Origin of the sequence: Haloarcula amylolytica JCM 13557, assembly GCF_000336615.1 — an archaeon.
GTDB classification, from domain to species: domain Archaea; phylum Halobacteriota; class Halobacteria; order Halobacteriales; family Haloarculaceae; genus Haloarcula; species Haloarcula amylolytica.
Genome location: NZ_AOLW01000015.1, coordinates 59,477 through 76,855, shown reverse-complemented (window position 1 = coordinate 76,855; position 17,379 = coordinate 59,477). Strand labels below are relative to the sequence as shown.

Sequence of the window (17,379 nt, the reverse complement as noted above, 5' to 3'; positions counted from 1 at the left end):
GGGTCGTTCCTGCCGGCTGAAAACACCATCAGGGGTTTTTTTAGGTAATCTGCTATTCTCCCAGATATGGTACGGCACGAAGCTAGAAGCAGCCAGCTGCCAGATTCGCACGACGCGGTGGGGGTGCGACGATGGCGCTGAGTCGGCGACAGTTCGTCGGTGCCGCAGCCGGGACGGCGGCGCTGGCCGCGACCGGCACGGCGACAGCACAGGAGGAACCGGACTACGGCGGCTGGTTCGACGACGTGTCGAACTACGACGGGACCGCCGACAAGCGAGGCCAAGACACTGTTACAATCACCGTCGGCGCGCAGGGCAACAACGGCGCGTTCGCATTCGACCCGCCGGCAGTGATGGTCAGCCCGGGCACAGAGGTCGTCTGGGAGTGGAACGGCGAAGGCGGCGGCCACAACGTCGTCTCCGACGGCGACGGCCCGCTCGACTCCGGGGGCGCGGTCAGCGAAGCCGGCACGACCTACAGCCACACCTTCGAGTCGGAGGGGATGTTCAAGTACGTCTGTGTCCCCCACGAATCGCTCGGTATGAAAGGCGCAGTCGTCGTTCGGCCCGGCGGCTCCGGCGGCAGTGACTCCGGCGGCCAACAGCAACAGGGGCCGCCCGAGAACCCCGATTACGGCGGCTGGTTCGACGACGTTTCCAACTACGACGGAACGACGGTCGACAGAACCGACGCCGATAGCGTCGAGATATCGGTCGGTGCACAGGGTAACAACGGCGCGTTCGCCTTCGACCCGCCTGCGGTTCGGGTGACGCCCGGCACCGAAGTGACGTGGACCTGGACCGGCGAAGGCGGCGGCCACAACGTCGTTTCCGACGGCGACGGCCCACTTGACTCGGGCGACCCCGTCAGCGAATCCGGGACCACCTACAGCCATACCTTCGAAGAGACGGGTGTGTACAAGTACGTCTGTACGCCCCACGCATCGCTCGGCATGAAGGGTGCGGTCGTTGTCGGCGGCCCACTTGATGGCGGCAGTGGTGGCAGTGGCGGCGGAAGCGGACAGGAAGGCGGCGGTATCGAACTCTCCGGCCCGCAGTGGCTCCTTTCAGGCTCGGTCCTACTGGCGTTCTTCTCACCGCTGTTGTTCGCGGTTGCGATGCGACGCCGCCAGAACGGGCGGCCACCACAGACGGGTGAGGGTGGCGAGCTACGGCGGGCGAGCGGCCCGGAACCTGTTGAAGAAGCCGCTGAAACTGAACCGGCCGTCGAGCTTGGCCACGACGAGTACGACCCGAAGGGAACGGCGGCGCTGGTCGCGTTCTACTTCGTGCTCATCGCCCTGCTATGGGTGTTCATGTACTTCGTCGAGTTCCTCGGCCGTGTCTCAATAATCGGGTGATATCATGCAGGTTCATAGATTCGAAAAAGTCTGGCTCGGTGCAGCGCTACTGCTCATCGTCGGGTTCATCGCAACTATCGCCTACGGCTCGGTCGGCGTTGGCGTCGGGATGGTCGACGATACGGGCGGACAGATCAGCGCAGAAGCGGTACAGAACGGTAACACTGACACCCAGTTCGACGACCCCGGTGTCGTCAAAGAGGACGGGCAGTACGTCGTGTACGTCGTCGCCCGGCAGTTCCAGTTCGTTCCCGGGACCGGGGACACGCCGATCCGTGTGCCCGCGGGTGCGAACGTCACGTTCAAAGTAACCAGTGCGGACGTGACACACGGGTTCTCCGTGGTTGAAACCAACATCAACACGATGGTCATCCCGGGACAGGTCTCGGAAGTCTCGGCCCGGTTCAACGAGCCCGGCACCTACGGACTCGTCTGTCACGAATACTGCGGGGCGGCCCATCACACGATGGGTGGCTCCGTCGAAGTCGTCCCGCCGGAGGAGTACGATATGCAGCAAGAGAACATCGACCAGTCCGCAGATGACGCACAGGCTCAGGAGGAGGCGGATCAGTAATGGTGTTCGTCGACTCCTATCCGAAAACGTCGAAGCTCGTCCGTAGCGAGTTCCTCGTCTCGTTCATCGCGCTCGGAATCGGTGCGCTGTTCGGCGTCATCCAGGCGCTCCATCGGACCGGCGTGTTCCGGGGCTTCGTCAGTTCAGCCGATTACTACACGATTCTGACGGGCCACGGCGTCCTGCTGGCGCTCGTGTTTACCACGTTCTTCATCGCGGGACTGTTCACATGGGCTGTCGCTAACAGCCTCGAACGCGAGCTGCCACATCGCATCGCCTGGTCGGCCTTCTGGATAATGCTCACGGGGACGGTGCTTGCGGCCGTGTCCATCATCGGCGGCATCGTTGGCTCGCCGTCGATTCTGGGTCACGACCTCGAAGCGGACGTGCTGTTCACCTTCTACGCCCCGATGAAGGCGCACCCGGCGTTCTACATCGGTGCTGCGCTCATCATCGTCGGCTCGTGGGTCGCTGGCCTCGCGTACTTCAAGTCTCTGTGGGAGTGGCGCTCTGAGAACCCGGGTGAACGCATTCCCCTGCAGACGTTCATGGTCCTGACGACGATGCTGATGTGGTACATCTCCACCATCGGCGTCGCCGTCGAAGTCGTCGCCTTCCTCATTCCGTGGTCGCTCGGACTCATCCAGAACGTCGACCCGCTGCTGACGCGGACGCTGTTCTGGTACTTCGGCCACCCAGTCGTGTACTTCTGGCTCATGCCGGCGTACCTCGTCTGGTACACCATCCTGCCGAAGCTGGCCGGTGGGCGACTGTTCAGTGACCCGCTGGCCCGCGTCGTGTTCGTCGCCTTCCTGCTGCTCTCGACCCCGGTCGGCTTCCACCACCAGTACACCGACCCCGGCATCCCATCGGGATATAAATTCATCGCGATGACGAACACGATGTTCTTGCTGTTGCCCTCGCTGCTGACCGCGTTCACCGTGGTCGCCTCGGTCGAACACGGCGCTCGCCAGCGGGGTGCAAAGGGCTACCTCTCCTGGCTTCGGAATCTGCCCTGGGGCAAACCGGCCTTCGCCGGCTGTATGCTCGCCGGCCTGATGTTCGCAGCGGGAGGCTTCTCCGGCATGATCAACGCCGGGATGAACATCAACTACCTCATCCACAACACCATCTGGGTGCCCGGCCACTTCCACCTCACCGTCGGGACTGCGTTCGCGCTGACGGCGATGGCCATCAGCTACTGGCTGGTTCCACAGATTACAGGCAAGAAACTCCGACAGCGCACCATCGCCACGCTCCAGCCGTACGTCTGGTTCGTGGGCATGGCGGTGATGTCGAACGCCATGCACCGCGCCGGCCTCGCCGGCATTCCGCGACGGACTGCCGAACCGACGTACGACGAGTTCGCGTTCGAGGGCGTCGCCGGAACGGTCGGCGAAATGCGCATCCAGATCGCCATCGGTGGCTTCCTGCTGTTCGTCGGCGCGGCGATGTTCCTCATCGTCATGGCCGACACCCTGCTCGCTCGCCGCGGCGGGACGCTGTCGGTCAACGGCCACATCCCGGAACCGCTGTCCGGCGCGGACCACAGCCCGCGTATCCTGGACAACTACAAGCTCTGGACGGCGATTGCCCTGCTGCTCATCGCCATCGCCTACGGGCCGCCGCTCGCCAGCATGGTCGCTGATGGACTGTTCGCGCCCGGTAGCCCGCCGATCCCGGTCTAACACAACTTCACTACTCTCTCATCATGTTCGACGACGTCGACGGTCCGGAGCAGAAAACGCTGCTACGACTCCTCATCATCGTTGGAATCGGCTTGCCGATCCTCATCGAGGTCGTTACCTTCGGGAGTATGATGGGGCATCATTTGACCGGGGACACCGGTGGGGAGGCGGTCCCCGAAACGCCGACTGCGGAGCCGGCCGGTGCCGGCGTCGGCGACCCGATTCTGGAATCCGCGAACGTCTCAGCCCGCATCGATGCGGCGTCTGTCGTCACCGCCGACGAGGGATGGCGGTTCACGCTCACGGTGAACGTGACGAACACCGGGTCAGACCCCGCGGCAGTTCGTCTCGACAGCGTCACCACCCGCAGCGGCGAGACGATTGCGGAATCCGCGAGCACCGGACAGCTACCAGTGAATCAGACTGACGACGTGACCAAGTCGTGGCTACTGCCCCCCGGCGAACGGCCGGACACCGTCTCTGTAACGGTGCTAGTGTATCCGGACGGGGGCTCGGTACAATCGACGCAATACACCGTTGCGCTCGGTGACATCCCCGTTTCGAACCGCTGACCGTCTCACCCGTCCACGGGGTCGCCACAGGACGGGCAGGCGGTAGCGTCGGGCGGGAGCGACTCGCCGCACTCGCCGCAGTACGACTGTCCGGCGTCGCGGCCGCCCGGCGTGAAGACGGACGTATCGTCCATCCATGCCTCGTCTGTCGCCGAGGCAGCCTCATTCGAACTGTCGGTCCCGGCCGTCTCCGATTCCGTTTCTGTACCGCTGTCGTCGACCGGCGTCTCCGGTTCCGCGTCGTCGTCCGACGGCTGCGCGTTGTCCTGTTCCGATCCGTGAGCGGGCGGTTCCGCCGCCGGGACCTCGTCGGGCGAAAACACTCGGGTCCCGGTGTGTCCCGGTGGCTCCTCGTCGCTGTCAGCATCTTCGGTGTCGGTCCCCGCTCCAGTCTGTTCCCGGGAGTCCGGTGCGGCGTCCACAGCCCGTTCGGCAGTCGGACTCTCGTCGCCGTTTTGTGAGCCGCCGACCGGTGGCATGATAGGGAACCGCTGGTCCGGACGGCGCTGCGGGTTCGAAAGCGGCGCACGGATTCGAACGACGGTTCCAGCGAGCAATTGGAACAGGAGGTACGCGCTCGCCAGCACGCCGGGGACGGCGATGAACAGAGGTGTGGCTTGCGATGGCTGTACGCCCGTCAGTTGCAGCGCCGTCTCCGCCACGGGACCGACGCCCGCCCGCGCCAGCCACAGGGACAGCGACGACGACACGCCGGGTGCGACGACCGGCTGTGTCAGCCACCCAGTCCCGAGAGCAGCGGCGCTTACGAACACCAGCAGCGACAGGAGTGGTGGGGCCGAGAGCGTGTACACGCGGTGTCCGTAGGCGACGGTCCGGACGACGAGATGCACCGTCCCGAACAGTGCAACTACCGTGAGCAGACGTTGCTGGCCGAGCGTGACACTGAGCAACAGGCAGCCCAGAAGCACACTGCCGGGGATAGCGAGCAACAGGCTTGGATGGTCCAACCGGTACGCGTCGGCGAGGTTGCCGTAGCTGTTCCGAAGCCGTCGGTTGACGAGGACAACGGTCGCCAGCGACGGACCGAGGAGCCAGAGACCGGCGGCGAGTACAGTGCGTAGCGAGATAGTCCGGCCAGCAAGTGTCACAAGAACAGTACCTTCGAGCCCTGGGAACTGCGCCAACAGCAGCCCCGTCGCGAGCACCCAGCCACCGTAGACGAGCCATGCCAGACCCACACCCACAAATAGCCAGGTTTCAGTTCGCAGTAGTGCGGCGGACTCGCGGAGTTCCAACCCCAGTCGACCACGCTCCATCAGCCTGATATTTCCCGACCGACCGCTTAACTGTGGGTGGTCACGCCGCCCGAATTGTCATCGTGGCGACGCCCGACAGTTCGAGTTCGTCGCCCGGTTGGATCGGTTCCCGGTCGCCTTTCTGCAACTGGGTCTCGTTCAGCCGCGTCGGGTTGTCCCCGAGGTCGACCAGATAGTACCCTTCCGGCTGGCGGTCGAACCGGACGTGTTCGCGGTGGATCCGAACCGCTTCGTCTTCCGGTCGCCCGGCGTCCAATAGTGCCGCCCGGATCTCCCGGCCGATGCGGTCTCCATCTTCGATGGTGATGTCACGCCCCTCGACCGAGAGGACGAGTTTGTCCGGTACCGCCGCGTCGTCGGTGGACTGTGACGCGAGTGTGTCGACGGCGTTGCCCGTGGCTGCTGACTCACTCTCCGTCTCGTCGGCGGTCGACGACCCTGTCGAGTCAGCCGTCGGCGTGTCGCTCTCGCCGCGATGCGCGTCCAAGTCCTCCCCACAGTTGACACAGAAGCTGGCATCGTCGTCGACAGCGGTGTCGCAGGACGGGCACGCGTCGAGCGAGCCGTCGTCGCCCGGTGTGATATCCTGTACGTCGGCACCGCAGGCGACACAGAAATTCGCGTCGGCGTCGAGTTCACGGTCACAGTCCGGACAGGAAATCGTCGTCGCGTCGTCATCTGTCTCCGAGGTGTCGTTGGATGTCTCGGCGTCCGCATCGGAGTCACTGCTGGACTGGTCCGGGGTTTCGTCGGCCTCGTCGGGTTCTTCCGCAACGTTCGGCTCAGTTCCGTTTTCGGCATCGGTGTCGGCTTCAGGCTCGTGTTCCGTCGTATCCGCCGTATCCGCCGTCTCCGCCGTCCCCACCGTCTCGTCTCCGGCCTCGGCTGCCCCAGTATCCGAGGCTCCATCCACCGATGCTTCGTCGTCGCTATCATCGGCGACAGTGTGCCCATCCGGGGCGTCGGCTTCGCCGCTAGCCCCCATCGACCGGCCATCCGTCGGGTCCGCCTCGTCCGTGCCTTCCGGTATCAGGTCGGCGTCGTCCGGCACCCCATCGTCGGTGTCAAAATCAGCAGCGCTTTCGTCAGTGTGTTGCCACTCACCACAGTCCGGGTTTGTGCACCATCCGCCCGCGACTGTCGGATCAAAGTCCTCGTCGCATATGGGGCATTTTACCGTGCGGTCGGATTCAGGCATGGGTTTCGTTAGAGACTATAGAGTCGAGAAATAAAATACTTGTCCCACGAAACTTTCTCTCTACTCGTCTGTCATAATAACGGTATCCCGTTCGGAAATGTCGAGATCAGGGTCGATATCTCGAACTGGCATCCCGCCGCTTTCCGGTGTTTCCGGAAGTGCACTGTCGCCAAACAGGAGCACGGAGATGTTGTCCTTCCCGCCGCGGTCGTTTGCCAGCGACACGAACTCCCGACTCGCCGCGTCGAGGGACGCTGCATCGAGGACCACGTCACGGATCTCGTCGTCGGTGACGGCCGCTTCGCGGATACGCTCGGCCACTGAATCGGCGTGGTCCGAATCGACGTACTCCTCGTACAGTTCCGGCGCGTCGGTCTGTGCGTCGATGAGTCCGTCGCTGGTCGCCAACACCGTGTCCTCCGCGTACAGCCTGACCGTTCGCGTGTCCACCCCGACAGTCGCCTCGTCGGGGTCCTCGTAGCCGGACCCGCCCAGCGCGCGGGTGATCTCGTTCCCGTTCGGGTGGACGTGTGCCTCGACGGGGTCGATTTCGTCGTTGTCGACCCATTCCTGAACGACGGCGTGATCTCTGGTCAGCGGTGAAATCGTCTCGCGGGCGCTGTTGACGACGTAGGCCCGGCTATCACCGACCCAGCCGTAGTGGAGTTTGCCGTCGGCGTAGATGCCCGCGACGACCGTCGTGTAGGATTGGGTCCCGGTCTCGTTTGCGTACCGGATGATCTCGCGGTGGGCCGCCGTAATCGCCTCCGCCACGGCAGTTTCGAGTTCCCGCTCTCCGGGCGGGTCCGGAAGGACATCACGGGCCACGTCGACATCGAAGCCACCGGGATAGCTCCGAGCCGTCCGGATCGCCACGGGAGCAAGCTGTTCAGCCACGATAGTGGTCGTAATGTACGACGCGATGTCGCCGGCGTCGTGCCCACCAGCCCCGTCGGCGACCACGAACACGCCGGCCGAGCGGTTCATCGGGTGTCCGCTGTCATCAGCGCCGGACGTATCCGCGTCCTCAGCGTCGGCTGTGTCCGTGTCGTCATCGGCATCCGCCGCCTCAGTATCGGATGGTTCGTCTGGCGCGTCCGCTGTCTCGTCGCCGTCCGCTGTGGCCGTGTTCTGCGACTGCGGTCTGTCTTGCCCGCGGTAGCCGTCCCGATGGCCCTCCTCGAACACCGTCAGAGAGACGCTGTCCTCGTTGATTCCCTGTCCTCGCTTCCGCTCGCCGATGTCGTAGTTCGTGCTGTATCTCATGACTCCTCCGGATGGAACTCGAACGTGACCCCGTAGGTCGGATGGACCAGCGACACCAGGTCGCCGTCGGTGAGTGTCACTGACTCGGGTGGAACGTCGCCGTGTCTGTCGGTCGGGTCCTCGCCCTCGGAGCGCAGACGGTTGCGTCCGGGTTCGGAGAGGACCCGCTGCCAACCGGCCCCTTTCTGGACGAACGTCCCGTTGAGGCTCCGGTCGTGGAGGGACCACTCGCCGTCCTCGATATCGAACTGTACCTGCACCGAGGAGATGTACTCCCCCTGCGGGTCTTCGATTGTTATCGATGCCGGGGGACCGCTCGCGCCCTGTCGCCCGATAGTGTCGCCCGGTTCGACGGTGAACTGCCTATCAGCCTGGATGTACGTCACCGACGCCGTCGCGGGCGGCGTTGGATCGCGCCGTTCGAGGACCTCCTTGAGGACCGTCGCGTTCCGGTATCGGTCGCGGTAATGTGACTGTGTGGCCCGTTCGACGATTTCGGCCAGATAATCGTCGCAGTCTGCCCCGAACGCCTGCGGGTTCACGCCGTCTTTCTTCGGGACGCTCCCCTTGAGCAAGAATAGGAGTATCTTCCCGATGGAATACACGTCCGACCAGGGACCCTGCCGAACGTCGGTGCGGCTGGCCTCGGCGACTTCGCGGGGCTTGAACGGCCCCAGAATCGTCGTCCCGGTGTTCCCCGAAGAAGGGTCCCCGGAGGCGTCGAAGCCCGTCGCGGTGTTGAAATCGATCAGTGTGGGCGTGATGTCGGGCGTGAGCATCACGTTCTCCGGTTTCAGGTCCCGGTAGACGATCTCGTTCTCGTGGAGAAACCCCATCGCGTCACAGAGGTCGATACCGATCTGGCGGACCTGCTCGCTGTCGTCGATCGGGCCGTGCTGGTCGATGACTTCGTCGAGTTCGATCCCGTCGACGATCAGCTGGACGACCAGAAACGGAACGTCACGCTCCGTGACCTGGTCGTAGTAGTCCATCACGTTCTCGTGACCGCCGGCCCGGCGGATGCGCTCCAGTGAGCCGACCTCCTTTTTAAAATACTCCTCGATGATGTCGGGGTCGTTCTGGGATTCGGTGTAGTTGGGGTACTTGACGGCGACCGACTCGCCTGTCTCGGTGTCTCTGGCTCGGAACGCCTTCGCGAACCCTCCCTTGCCGAGGAATTCCTCGAGTTCGTACTGGCCGGCGATGACATCACCGCTCTCAGGTTCCCAGTTCATGGATCACCCGTTTCTCCGGCCAGTGGCAGCCCTGCCGACACTGCAGGTCGTTGCGGTCACTTCTGGATGCCCTCGTCAGTGACGATCTTCGTCGCCTTGTTCTGTTCCTTGCGTCCGCCCTCCATCACGATACGCGTCTCCCGCTCGGCTGTCTGGACGGCCTCGGTGTCCTCGCCGTGGATGCGCGTCATCCGCTCCAGTTGGGTCTGGGCTTCGGCGACGTTGCCCTTGCCGAGTTCCGTCTTGATGACTGTCTGTCGGTGGTCCACGTCGACCTGTTCGTTGTGCTCGGCCAGTTTCGCCTCGTCGTCGGTGTAGTCGACGGTGATCGATTCCCGCGTCGTCTCGCCGCCAGCGTGCAGCGTGACATCCGCCACGGACACGGCGTCTTGCGGGTCGTTGGCCGGCGCGTGTATCTTCAGCACGACTCGCTGGGTCTCCCGCTCAAGCAGGTCGGGCAGCGGCACGACAGCCGCGTTGTCCTCCCAGTTGGGGTCTACAGACTGAGTCTGTGGCAGCGAACGGTACACTTCGCTCACCTCGACGCCGTCGGCCACGTCGAGTTCGAGACGGGCGTCGGGAGCGACGACGGTCCCGGCCTCCTCGACTGCGTCGCCGAAGAACGACTCGATGTCACCGGCGGCGTCCAGGTGTGTCCATTCGCCGCGGGCGACGGTACCGAGCGTCCGAATGGTTTCCTCGCGGTAGTCGCTCCCGATACCAGCCGCCTTGATTCTGATGCCCTCGGTGTCGATTTCGCGTGCTAGCGTCCCGAACGCTTCCGGGTCGTGGGAGTTGTCCTTCCCATCAGAGAGGAGCAGGACCCGCCGAGCCGTGTTGTCGTCTGTCGGCAGATCCTGCAGGGACGCCTTCGCTTCCAGCAGGCCGCTGTACATATCGGTGCCCCCGCCAGCGGAGATGTCAGCGACCGCGTCCACTGCCGTTTCACGCGAAATAGTCCCCCACCGGGTCGGTGCAAGAACCGTCGTGACCTCGTTGTCGAAGGCGATGATCGAGATGTAATCGTCCTCGTCGAGTAGCCCGAACACCCATTCAGCGCCAGCGCGGGCCTGTTCGATGTCTTCGCCGGCCATCGATCCACTCGCGTCGATACAGAGAGCAATCTGTCGCGTGGGTGGCTCCTCCAACCGTCCGGGCTCGACTTCGATCTCAGCGGTCAGTTTCGCCCCGCCCGTCGGCACGTAGGGTCGGTTGACCTCGCTCACGACAGTAGCGGTCATACTGGTAGATGGGTCGTACGGAGTAATTATATGTTTCCCTCAAATCGAGGGAAAAAAGTTCCAACCGCTACCTGGGCCGGTAGCCTGTAGTTACTAGCTACCCCCCGGTAGTAGGAACAATCTACGTCGCCTGTCACGCTGGCTCGACTCGGCTGCCGACCCAGAGAAGGGTTCCGAGCAGTGCCACGACAGTGATCGGGAGGAGCCACTGGAACAGCGAGAGAAGCCCAGCGCTCGCCTGCACGCCGACGACGAGCAGGATAGTGGGGCCACAGCAGGCGAATCCGGAGAGCAGTCCCGGCAACCCCGACACAGCCCCTGCACCCGGGCCGAGACGGCAGGCCGATGGGCCGCGCCACGCGACGACAGAGACAGCGAGGTTGAGTCCGACCAGCGATGCCAGGACGGCACCGAGAAGCACGTTCAGCGGCGAGACGAGTAGTTCGACTGGGCCGACGACGACCAGTGCAATCGGTTCCCACTGAAACGGCCCGACCTGCCGGAACGCACGGGTAAGCGGGTTACTGACGACAGAAACCTCGTAGCCGGCTGGGCCGAAACCGAGGTGTCTGAGACCAGCGAGGTACAGCAGGAAGTACGCCAGTCCAGACACACCCAGAAGCAACTGACCGTCGCGGCGGGTGAGCGCTCCCCGGACCGCAACCGCAGTGTGCCGAAGCAAGCGTTCGATGCGAGCGGACACACTGGCCCCGTCGGCTACACTATCAGTCGACATACGCACTCCCCGGATAGAAGCCGGCCCAGGCGAACCACATGGCGTCGAAGGCCAGCGAGCGGTCCAGCGGAAGGGAATCGGCCTCGTGTGTGGTCCCGTCGAGCGTGTAGCCGTCGTCCGCCGCCTCGACCGCCGCTGACTCCGGGTTCGCGTACACGTAGCCCGTTGTGAGGTCGGTGTCGGCGACGGCGACGTACGGCGTGTCGCCGATGTTGCCGGTCAACACGCGCTGGTTCAGTAACGTCTCCTTGTCGAAGGCCACCGTCCCCGTCTCCGTCCGGGTCCCGATGACGACGGCCTTTGGGTGTGCGCGGCTGTCGCCCTGCAGTGGCTCAAACAGCGTCCGAGTGCTCGAATAGTAGCCGCGTTTCTCGTTGTACTGGCCGTATGGATCAGTGCCGTAGCGCCGCGAGAAGCCGGTATCCTCGGTCAGAACGGTCGTTTCCGGATAGGTACTGGACCAGCGGTCCCACGTCGTCCAAGTGACCCGGAACTCCCGCAACGACTCGCCAGTTAGTGGGCCTGTAATTGCCGTCGCGAGCATCTGTGGCCACCAGCTGTCGGTGCCCCGGTCGTACATCGTCAGGTTCGAGTTCACCAGTCGACCGGAGACGCCGAACTCCACCGGGCCGCGCTCAAAGCCCTGTGCGGTGCCCGTCAGCGGACAGTACGTCACAGCGACGGGGTCGCCGGCGACGGTGTCGTTCACGATTTCGTGGTGGACGAGAATGTACTGCGGATAGGCTTTCGCCTCCCCGTCGCGGACCACGCCGAACACTGGGTCGTCCGGAGCCAGTATCTCTGGAGGCGTCTCGGCGAACGTCGGGTCGTCGATGGACGGAATACCGTCTTTACGAACGCCGCCGCTGACGATCTTCTCTTCGAGCGTCCCGATCTCGTAGTCTAGATGCAGGCGACCATCAGCCGTCGGTGGCTTCGACCCGTCACCTCGATCGGTGGCCGTCGATGGCGTCCCGATTCCGCTGCCGGACCCGGCCACTGAACTCGGCCCAGTAGTCGAGCCGTCATCTCCCGCGCAGCCTGCGCCGCCGAGTGTCACACCGGCTCCAACCGTCGCGAGAAGCCGTCGGCGGGAAAGGTCCATGCCATGTGTAGTCTTTCCAATCACTAAGTCTCGCGGTGAGGGGCCGGTAACTCCCTGTTGGCACGCTCAGCGAGGCTATCTCGGTGTACGAACCAACGCTCGGACTGCCTAATTGACGAGGGTGGCGGCCAGCGACGAGACGTACGCCAGTTCGTCCTCGTTCACGCCGTGGCCCATCCCCTCATAGATGCGTTCCTCCACGTCCCCGTTCAGTTGCTCGAAGACCGAGGCCGTGACGTGAACGCGCTCTTCGGGGATATGCGGATCGACGTCGCTACAGCCCAGGAACACCGGCGTTTCCTCGATGTCGCCCTCGTACTCGCTCTCGTCGATGGTCTCGCCGATGAGGCCACCACTGAGAGCCACGAGCCCGCCGTAGCGCTGCGGGTTACGGGCGACGAACTCGCTCGCGAGACAGGCCCCCTGGGAGAAGCCCAGGACGAGCACACGATCGGTTGGTATCCCGGCTTCCTCGGCCTTCGTGACGGCGTCCTCGATAGCCTGCAGTCCCGATGTCCGCCCGGGTTCGTTCTGCTCGACCGGCGAGAGGAAGGAGTTAGGGTACCAGGTGTTCCGCGCGGCCTGTGGGGCGAGCAACGCCAGCCCGTCCTGTTGGAACTCTGCCCCCATCTGGACGATGCTCCGGGCAGTCGCACCCCGGCCGTGGACCAGCACTGCCGCCGCGCTCGCCTCCGGTAGCGCGGTTCCCGCAGTCACGAGTTGCTGGCCCTGATGAGGGCCGCTCATCGCTCTCCTCCCGGTCGCCGGCTGTACCCTGTCATGCCCGTGCAGTCGGTTTCTCTTCCCGTTCGCCCGCCTGCCGTAGGCTGCCACCGTGTCGTGTGCATACCCCAGATAGCGCACGAAGACACTTGACTTGGCACATCGGTCAATCGGTCGAGATATTCCGTGTTCAGGCCCGCAATCGGAGTTCGATGTCGCCACCGTCGCGCACCGTGAGACCAGTATCGGTTTCGGAGACAGCATAGTCGGACCGACGGAGGCATTTGGTCCATACCGATGGAGACATATACAGCCCATAATCTTGGGAACCAACCGTAGACACCCGTACCGAACACGACGACGTGTTTAGGGAAATGGTAAAATTTAGTGTAAAATACATAGAATATACTTCGCACCGCGAATTATGCATAAACTATTACGTATTACTGGCAGAGACGTGTGTTAACCTTCATCAGAGTAGTACTATAACCTTCGAGTTGTTACCTTGGGTTGACTATGAAAAAGCAGGAGCTCATCCACCTTCACGGCCTGCTTGCACAGGTACAGAACCACTACGAAGCCGAATCCGGGACAGAAGTGGACCACGACGAATACGAGGAACTGGGCGTCAAGCCGACATCGATTCACAAGTCGAAAACAGACCACAAGGCCGCTGTCTTTGCGATTGCTGACGGTATTGCCTCCGAGATGGCTGACGAGACCAAAGAGCCTGTTTCTGCCGCCGCGGACTAACAGTTCTCCGTCGTTTCTACGCAGTTCTCCCGACGAGCAATGCCATTAGTGGCTGTATAACGGCTGTCGGATACATATCATAGACAGAATACGTCGAGGGTGTTGAACAGAGACAGCCCTGTTGCTCGGTGGCTGGGCTTACTCGTCGATTAATTCCTCGAACTCGGGTAATACGTCGTCCGAGTCGTCGGCCTCAGCTGTCGACTCTGTCGATGAAGACTCGTCGTCCGTCGTTTCGGCAGACTCCTCCGGGATCTCCTCGATTTCGAGCACGTCGAGCGGGATGTTCTCGAGCCGTTGCCCGATCTCCTTGCGGGCGATTCTGGCGGCGTGTTCGTCCCGTTCGACGTTGAACACGGTCATCTCCAGTTCGAGTGCGACGAGACTCTCATCGGCCGCGAGAAAAGCCGGTTCCAGTGTCTCGCCGCAGTGCGGGCAGTGCCGGTCGCCCATGTTGATCTCGACGTAGTTGAGGTCGGGGTTCAGCATTTCCCCCGTCTTCGAGATGGCGATGCGAACTGCCTCGTCCGCAGATGCCACGTCGTACACTGGGACTGCGGCCTCGACAACAACTCGGCAATTCATGCTAGTATGTTTGTTTCCCAATATAATGAAGGTTAGCCCTGAAACAGGCATCACCTCTCGCCCCATATATCGTGGTATAGAGGGACAGAAAGCACCGTTGAGCCGCACAGACACAAGTGAGAGAAAACGTTACGACGGCGAAAAGCAGTGACAGCTCAGACGGATATGAGCGTCCGCTATAGTAACAATTGAAACGATTTACACACTGATCGCACTGCCATCGTGCGATCAGGTGTGCATTGACTTTCAATGGCTACTATAGTCGATAGAGACTCCAACCCGTGCGAGTGGAACTCGTAACGCCATTACCTCCGGGTCCGTACACACGGACAATGGAACAGGGCGTCATCGACGTCGGGTCGCTGGCCGGCGGTATCGACCTCCAGGCAACTGTCGAGAGCGGGCAGTCCTACCTCTGGAACCGGGAGGACGGCGAAATGTACCAGCGCGACGGGGCAACCGGGGGCGACGCGTGGTACTGGACGACAGTCCGCCGAGACGGGTCACCAGCAGTCATCCGCGTCCGGCAGCGGGACGGTGTCCTCGAATGGGAGTCCACGATCGACGCCGAGGCGGACCTCAAGCGACTCCTGCGGCTTGAGGACGATCTCTCCGCGATTCGGACGACGGCACCGGCCGACGACGTGGTCCAGTCAGCCTACGATAGGTTCTGGGGGATGCGTCTCGTTCAGGACCCACCGTTTGGCTCCCTCATTTCGTTCATTTGCTCGGCCCAGATGCGCGTGGCTCGGATACACAGTATGCAACAGGCGCTCCGTGACGCGTTCGGCGAGACGGTCGAGTTCGACGGGCGGACGTACAACGCCTATCCGACGCCGTCAGCGTTGGCCGAAACGACCGAAGAACGCCTCCGGGACCTCGGGCTGGGCTATCGAGCGCCGTACGTCCAGCGCACCGCGGAGATGGTCGCAGGCGGCGAGGCCGACCCCGAGGAAGCCGTCGGCCTCGACTACGAGGACGCCAGGGAGTCGCTCACCCGCTTCGTCGGCGTCGGCGACAAGGTCGCGGACTGCGTGTTGCTGTTCTCGCTTGACTACCTCGAAGCGGTCCCGCTAGACACCTGGATCCGGTCGACTATCGAGGAGTACTACCCGGAGTGTGAGCGAGGGAACTACACCGACACGTCCCGGGCCATCCGGGCCGCGCTCGGCGGCGAGTACGCCGGCTACACGCAGACCTACTTGTTCCATTATCTCCGGACGGGCAGCGACGAAAACTGACGCGGGTGGTGGAAGGCGACAGTATAACGGAGTCCGCCGGCAAACCCTCGGACATGGCTCGCACGCGAGCACATGTGTTCGTCTCCGGTCGTGTCCAGGGCGTCTATTACAGAGCGACCACGCGGGAGCGCGCACAGGATCAGGGGGTCGACGGGTGGGTCCGGAACCTCGACGACGGGCGCGTCGAAGCGGTGTTCGAGGGCCCCGAAGCCGACGTGGAAGCGATGGTCGAGTTCTGCCACGAGGGGAGCGAACGCGCGAACGTGACCGACGTCGAAATCGAGTACGAGGAGCCGGAGGGCATCGACGGCTTCGAGGTCCGCTGGTAAACCGCCGTCCCGTAGCATTACTTCACTGGCGAACGAACCCGTGAGCATGCTCACCGGCTCCGAAATGGGTGTCATCGACGAGAACGCCGCCGCACTCGGCGTCCCGCGCAAACAGTTGATGGAGTCGTCCGGCCATGCCGTCGCCCGGGCGGTCCGTTCCCTCGCGGACCCCGGCAACCGGGTCACCATCGTCGCCGGGCGGGGGAACAACGGCGGGGACGCGCTCGTCACCGCCCGCTTTCTCGACGACTACGACCTCCGCGTCCTGTTGCTTGGCCGCCCGAACGCGATCTCGACATCAATATCCAGAGAGAACTGGGAGGCGCTCCAGAGCGCTGAGTATCCCACAGAAACAGTCAAAGATTCTACGGCGTTCGACCTCGGAACTCCCGATATCGTTGTCGATGCAATGCTGGGAACCGGTATCGCCGGCGACCTCCGGGAACCCGAGGCGACGGCTGCGGCGGCAATGAACGAGAGCGACGCGACCGTCCTCTCGGTCGATGTCCCGTCCGGCCTCGACGCCGAGACGGGACGGTTGGCCGACAACGCTGTCGACGCCGACCACGTCGTCACGTTCCACGACACGAAGCCCGGACTCCCAGACCTTGAGGTGCCAGTTACCGTCGCCGACATCGGCATCCCCGACGCGGCGGAACTGTTCGTCGAGCGTGGCGACCTCACGCGCCTCGAACGTGACCCCGCGAGCCACAAGGGCGACAACGGCGAAGTACTGGTCGTCGGCGGCGGTCCCTACACCGGCGCGCCGGCGCTGTCGGCCCAGGCCGCGCTCAGAGCGGGTGCAGACCTCGTCCGGGTCGCCTGTCCGGAGGTCGTCGCGCGGGAAATCCAGTCCTACAGCGAGAACCTCATCCTGCGACCGTTCGACGGGGACCACCTCGCGCCACCCCACGTCGACAGCCTCGCCGAACTGGCGGCGGAGCACGACACGCTGATCGTCGGACCAGGGCTCGGGGACGCCGACGCGACGCTGGAAGCGGTCGCGGACCTGCTGTCCGGGTTCGAGGGGACGGCCGTCGTCGACGCCGACGCCCTGTCTGTGGTTCCGGACATCGAAACGGACGCGGAACTCGTCTGTACGCCCCACCAGGGCGAACTTCGCGGGATGGGTGGTGAGACATCGGAGGACTGGCGGGAGCGGGCGGACCTCGTGGAGTCCTTCGCATCGGAGGTCGGCCAGACACTGCTGGTCAAAGGGCCGTACGACGTCGTCTCCGACGGCGAGCGGACCCGCGTCGGCCGGACGGGCAATCCGGGGATGACGGTCGGCGGCACCGGCGACGTGCTCGCGGGCGTGACGGGCGCGCTCGCCTGCATTCAGGACCCGATCGACGCGGCCGCCATCGCCGCCTACGCCGTCGGCACGGTCGGCGACCGGGTCGTCGACGACCGCGGCTACGGACTGGTCGCAACAGACCTGCTAGACGAGATACCGAGCGTGCTGTGGCAGCGCGAAGCAGAAACGTAACCTCCG

Annotated in this window: 17 protein-coding genes; 8 read left to right on the top strand and 9 right to left on the bottom strand. The window is 63.7% G+C overall.

Features of this window, described 5'->3' with window-relative positions; all coding sequences use genetic code 11:
• The first annotated feature begins 131 nt into the window (after nt 1-131).
• The 4 genes from C442_RS06395 to C442_RS06380 are packed head-to-tail and all read left to right on the top strand — an operon-like array spanning nt 132 to nt 4,195.
• A complete protein-coding gene (locus C442_RS06395) occupies nt 132-1,361 on the top strand; it encodes a halocyanin domain-containing protein (RefSeq protein WP_008308854.1) in 1,230 nt (409 codons plus the stop codon).
• 4 nt (nt 1,362-1,365) lie between these two features.
• Entirely contained in the window at nt 1,366-1,935 is a 570-nt protein-coding gene (locus C442_RS06390; protein ID WP_008308852.1) for a cytochrome c oxidase subunit II, read from the top strand.
• Complete coding sequence (locus C442_RS06385; protein ID WP_008308850.1) at nt 1,935-3,623, top strand: b(o/a)3-type cytochrome-c oxidase subunit 1; 1,689 nt, start codon at nt 1,935-1,937, stop codon at nt 3,621-3,623. Before C442_RS06390 ends, C442_RS06385 begins: the two co-directional genes overlap by 1 nt.
• Before the next feature lie 23 nt (nt 3,624-3,646).
• Nucleotides 3,647-4,195 (top strand): hypothetical protein, encoded by a 549-nt coding sequence (locus C442_RS06380; protein WP_008308848.1) that lies wholly within the window; start codon nt 3,647-3,649, stop codon nt 4,193-4,195.
• A gap of 5 nt (nt 4,196-4,200) precedes the next feature.
• On the opposite strand, the gene C442_RS06375 is transcribed toward C442_RS06380, so the two are convergent.
• From C442_RS06375 to C442_RS06340, 8 genes are all read right to left on the bottom strand, one after another.
• Nucleotides 4,201-5,472 carry a hypothetical protein gene (locus C442_RS06375; protein WP_008308847.1) on the bottom strand — a complete coding sequence of 424 codons (1,272 nt, stop codon included), beginning with the start codon at nt 5,470-5,472 and terminating at the stop codon, nt 4,201-4,203.
• A 40-nt stretch (nt 5,473-5,512) separates the two neighbouring features.
• Nucleotides 5,513-6,670: a double zinc ribbon domain-containing protein gene (locus tag C442_RS06370; protein WP_049942875.1), complete on the bottom strand. Its 1,158-nt coding sequence runs from the start codon at nt 6,668-6,670 to the stop codon at nt 5,513-5,515.
• Between the two features lie 60 nt (nt 6,671-6,730).
• On the bottom strand, nt 6,731-7,936 hold the full coding sequence (locus C442_RS06365; RefSeq protein WP_008308845.1) for a PP2C family protein-serine/threonine phosphatase: 1,206 nt from the start codon (nt 7,934-7,936) through the stop codon (nt 6,731-6,733).
• Nucleotides 7,933-9,171 (bottom strand): serine/threonine protein kinase, encoded by a 1,239-nt coding sequence (locus C442_RS06360; RefSeq protein WP_008308844.1) that lies wholly within the window; start codon nt 9,169-9,171, stop codon nt 7,933-7,935. The genes C442_RS06365 and C442_RS06360 overlap by 4 nt, the downstream gene beginning before the upstream one ends.
• A 56-nt stretch (nt 9,172-9,227) precedes the next feature.
• Nucleotides 9,228-10,412: a vWA domain-containing protein gene (locus C442_RS06355; RefSeq protein ID WP_008308843.1), complete on the bottom strand. Its 1,185-nt coding sequence runs from the start codon at nt 10,410-10,412 to the stop codon at nt 9,228-9,230.
• A 133-nt stretch (nt 10,413-10,545) separates the two neighbouring features.
• A complete protein-coding gene (locus tag C442_RS06350; protein ID WP_049942874.1) occupies nt 10,546-11,148 on the bottom strand; it encodes a hypothetical protein in 603 nt (200 codons plus the stop codon).
• Complete coding sequence (locus C442_RS06345) at nt 11,138-12,253, bottom strand: DUF3179 domain-containing protein (protein WP_008308841.1); 1,116 nt, start codon at nt 12,251-12,253, stop codon at nt 11,138-11,140. The genes C442_RS06350 and C442_RS06345 overlap by 11 nt, the downstream gene beginning before the upstream one ends.
• Before the next feature lie 108 nt (nt 12,254-12,361).
• Nucleotides 12,362-13,000 carry an alpha/beta hydrolase gene (locus tag C442_RS06340; protein WP_008308840.1) on the bottom strand — a complete coding sequence of 213 codons (639 nt, stop codon included), beginning with the start codon at nt 12,998-13,000 and terminating at the stop codon, nt 12,362-12,364.
• A 492-nt stretch (nt 13,001-13,492) separates the two neighbouring features.
• On the opposite strand from C442_RS06340, the gene C442_RS06335 reads away from it, so the two are divergent.
• A complete protein-coding gene (locus tag C442_RS06335; protein WP_004592453.1) occupies nt 13,493-13,729 on the top strand; it encodes a UPF0058 family protein in 237 nt (78 codons plus the stop codon).
• A 138-nt stretch (nt 13,730-13,867) separates the two neighbouring features.
• Here the strand turns inward: C442_RS06335 and C442_RS06330 are convergent, their stop codons facing one another.
• Entirely contained in the window at nt 13,868-14,314 is a 447-nt protein-coding gene (locus tag C442_RS06330; RefSeq protein ID WP_008308836.1) for a DUF555 domain-containing protein, read from the bottom strand.
• A gap of 332 nt (nt 14,315-14,646) precedes the next feature.
• Here C442_RS06330 and C442_RS06325 point away from each other — a divergent pair, with 332 nt between their 5' ends.
• Genes C442_RS06325 through C442_RS06315 form a run of 3 tightly spaced genes read left to right on the top strand, consistent with a single transcriptional unit; the run spans nt 14,647 to nt 17,373 of the window.
• Nucleotides 14,647-15,555, top strand: a complete 909-nt coding sequence (locus tag C442_RS06325) for a DNA-3-methyladenine glycosylase family protein (protein ID WP_008308834.1) — start codon at nt 14,647-14,649, stop codon at nt 15,553-15,555.
• Nucleotides 15,556-15,560: 5 nt separating this feature from the next.
• On the top strand, nt 15,561-15,884 hold the full coding sequence (locus C442_RS06320; RefSeq protein ID WP_008308831.1) for an acylphosphatase: 324 nt from the start codon (nt 15,561-15,563) through the stop codon (nt 15,882-15,884).
• A gap of 46 nt (nt 15,885-15,930) precedes the next feature.
• Complete coding sequence (locus C442_RS06315; protein ID WP_008308828.1) at nt 15,931-17,373, top strand: bifunctional ADP-dependent NAD(P)H-hydrate dehydratase/NAD(P)H-hydrate epimerase; 1,443 nt, start codon at nt 15,931-15,933, stop codon at nt 17,371-17,373.
• Nucleotides 17,374-17,379 lie beyond the last annotated feature (6 nt).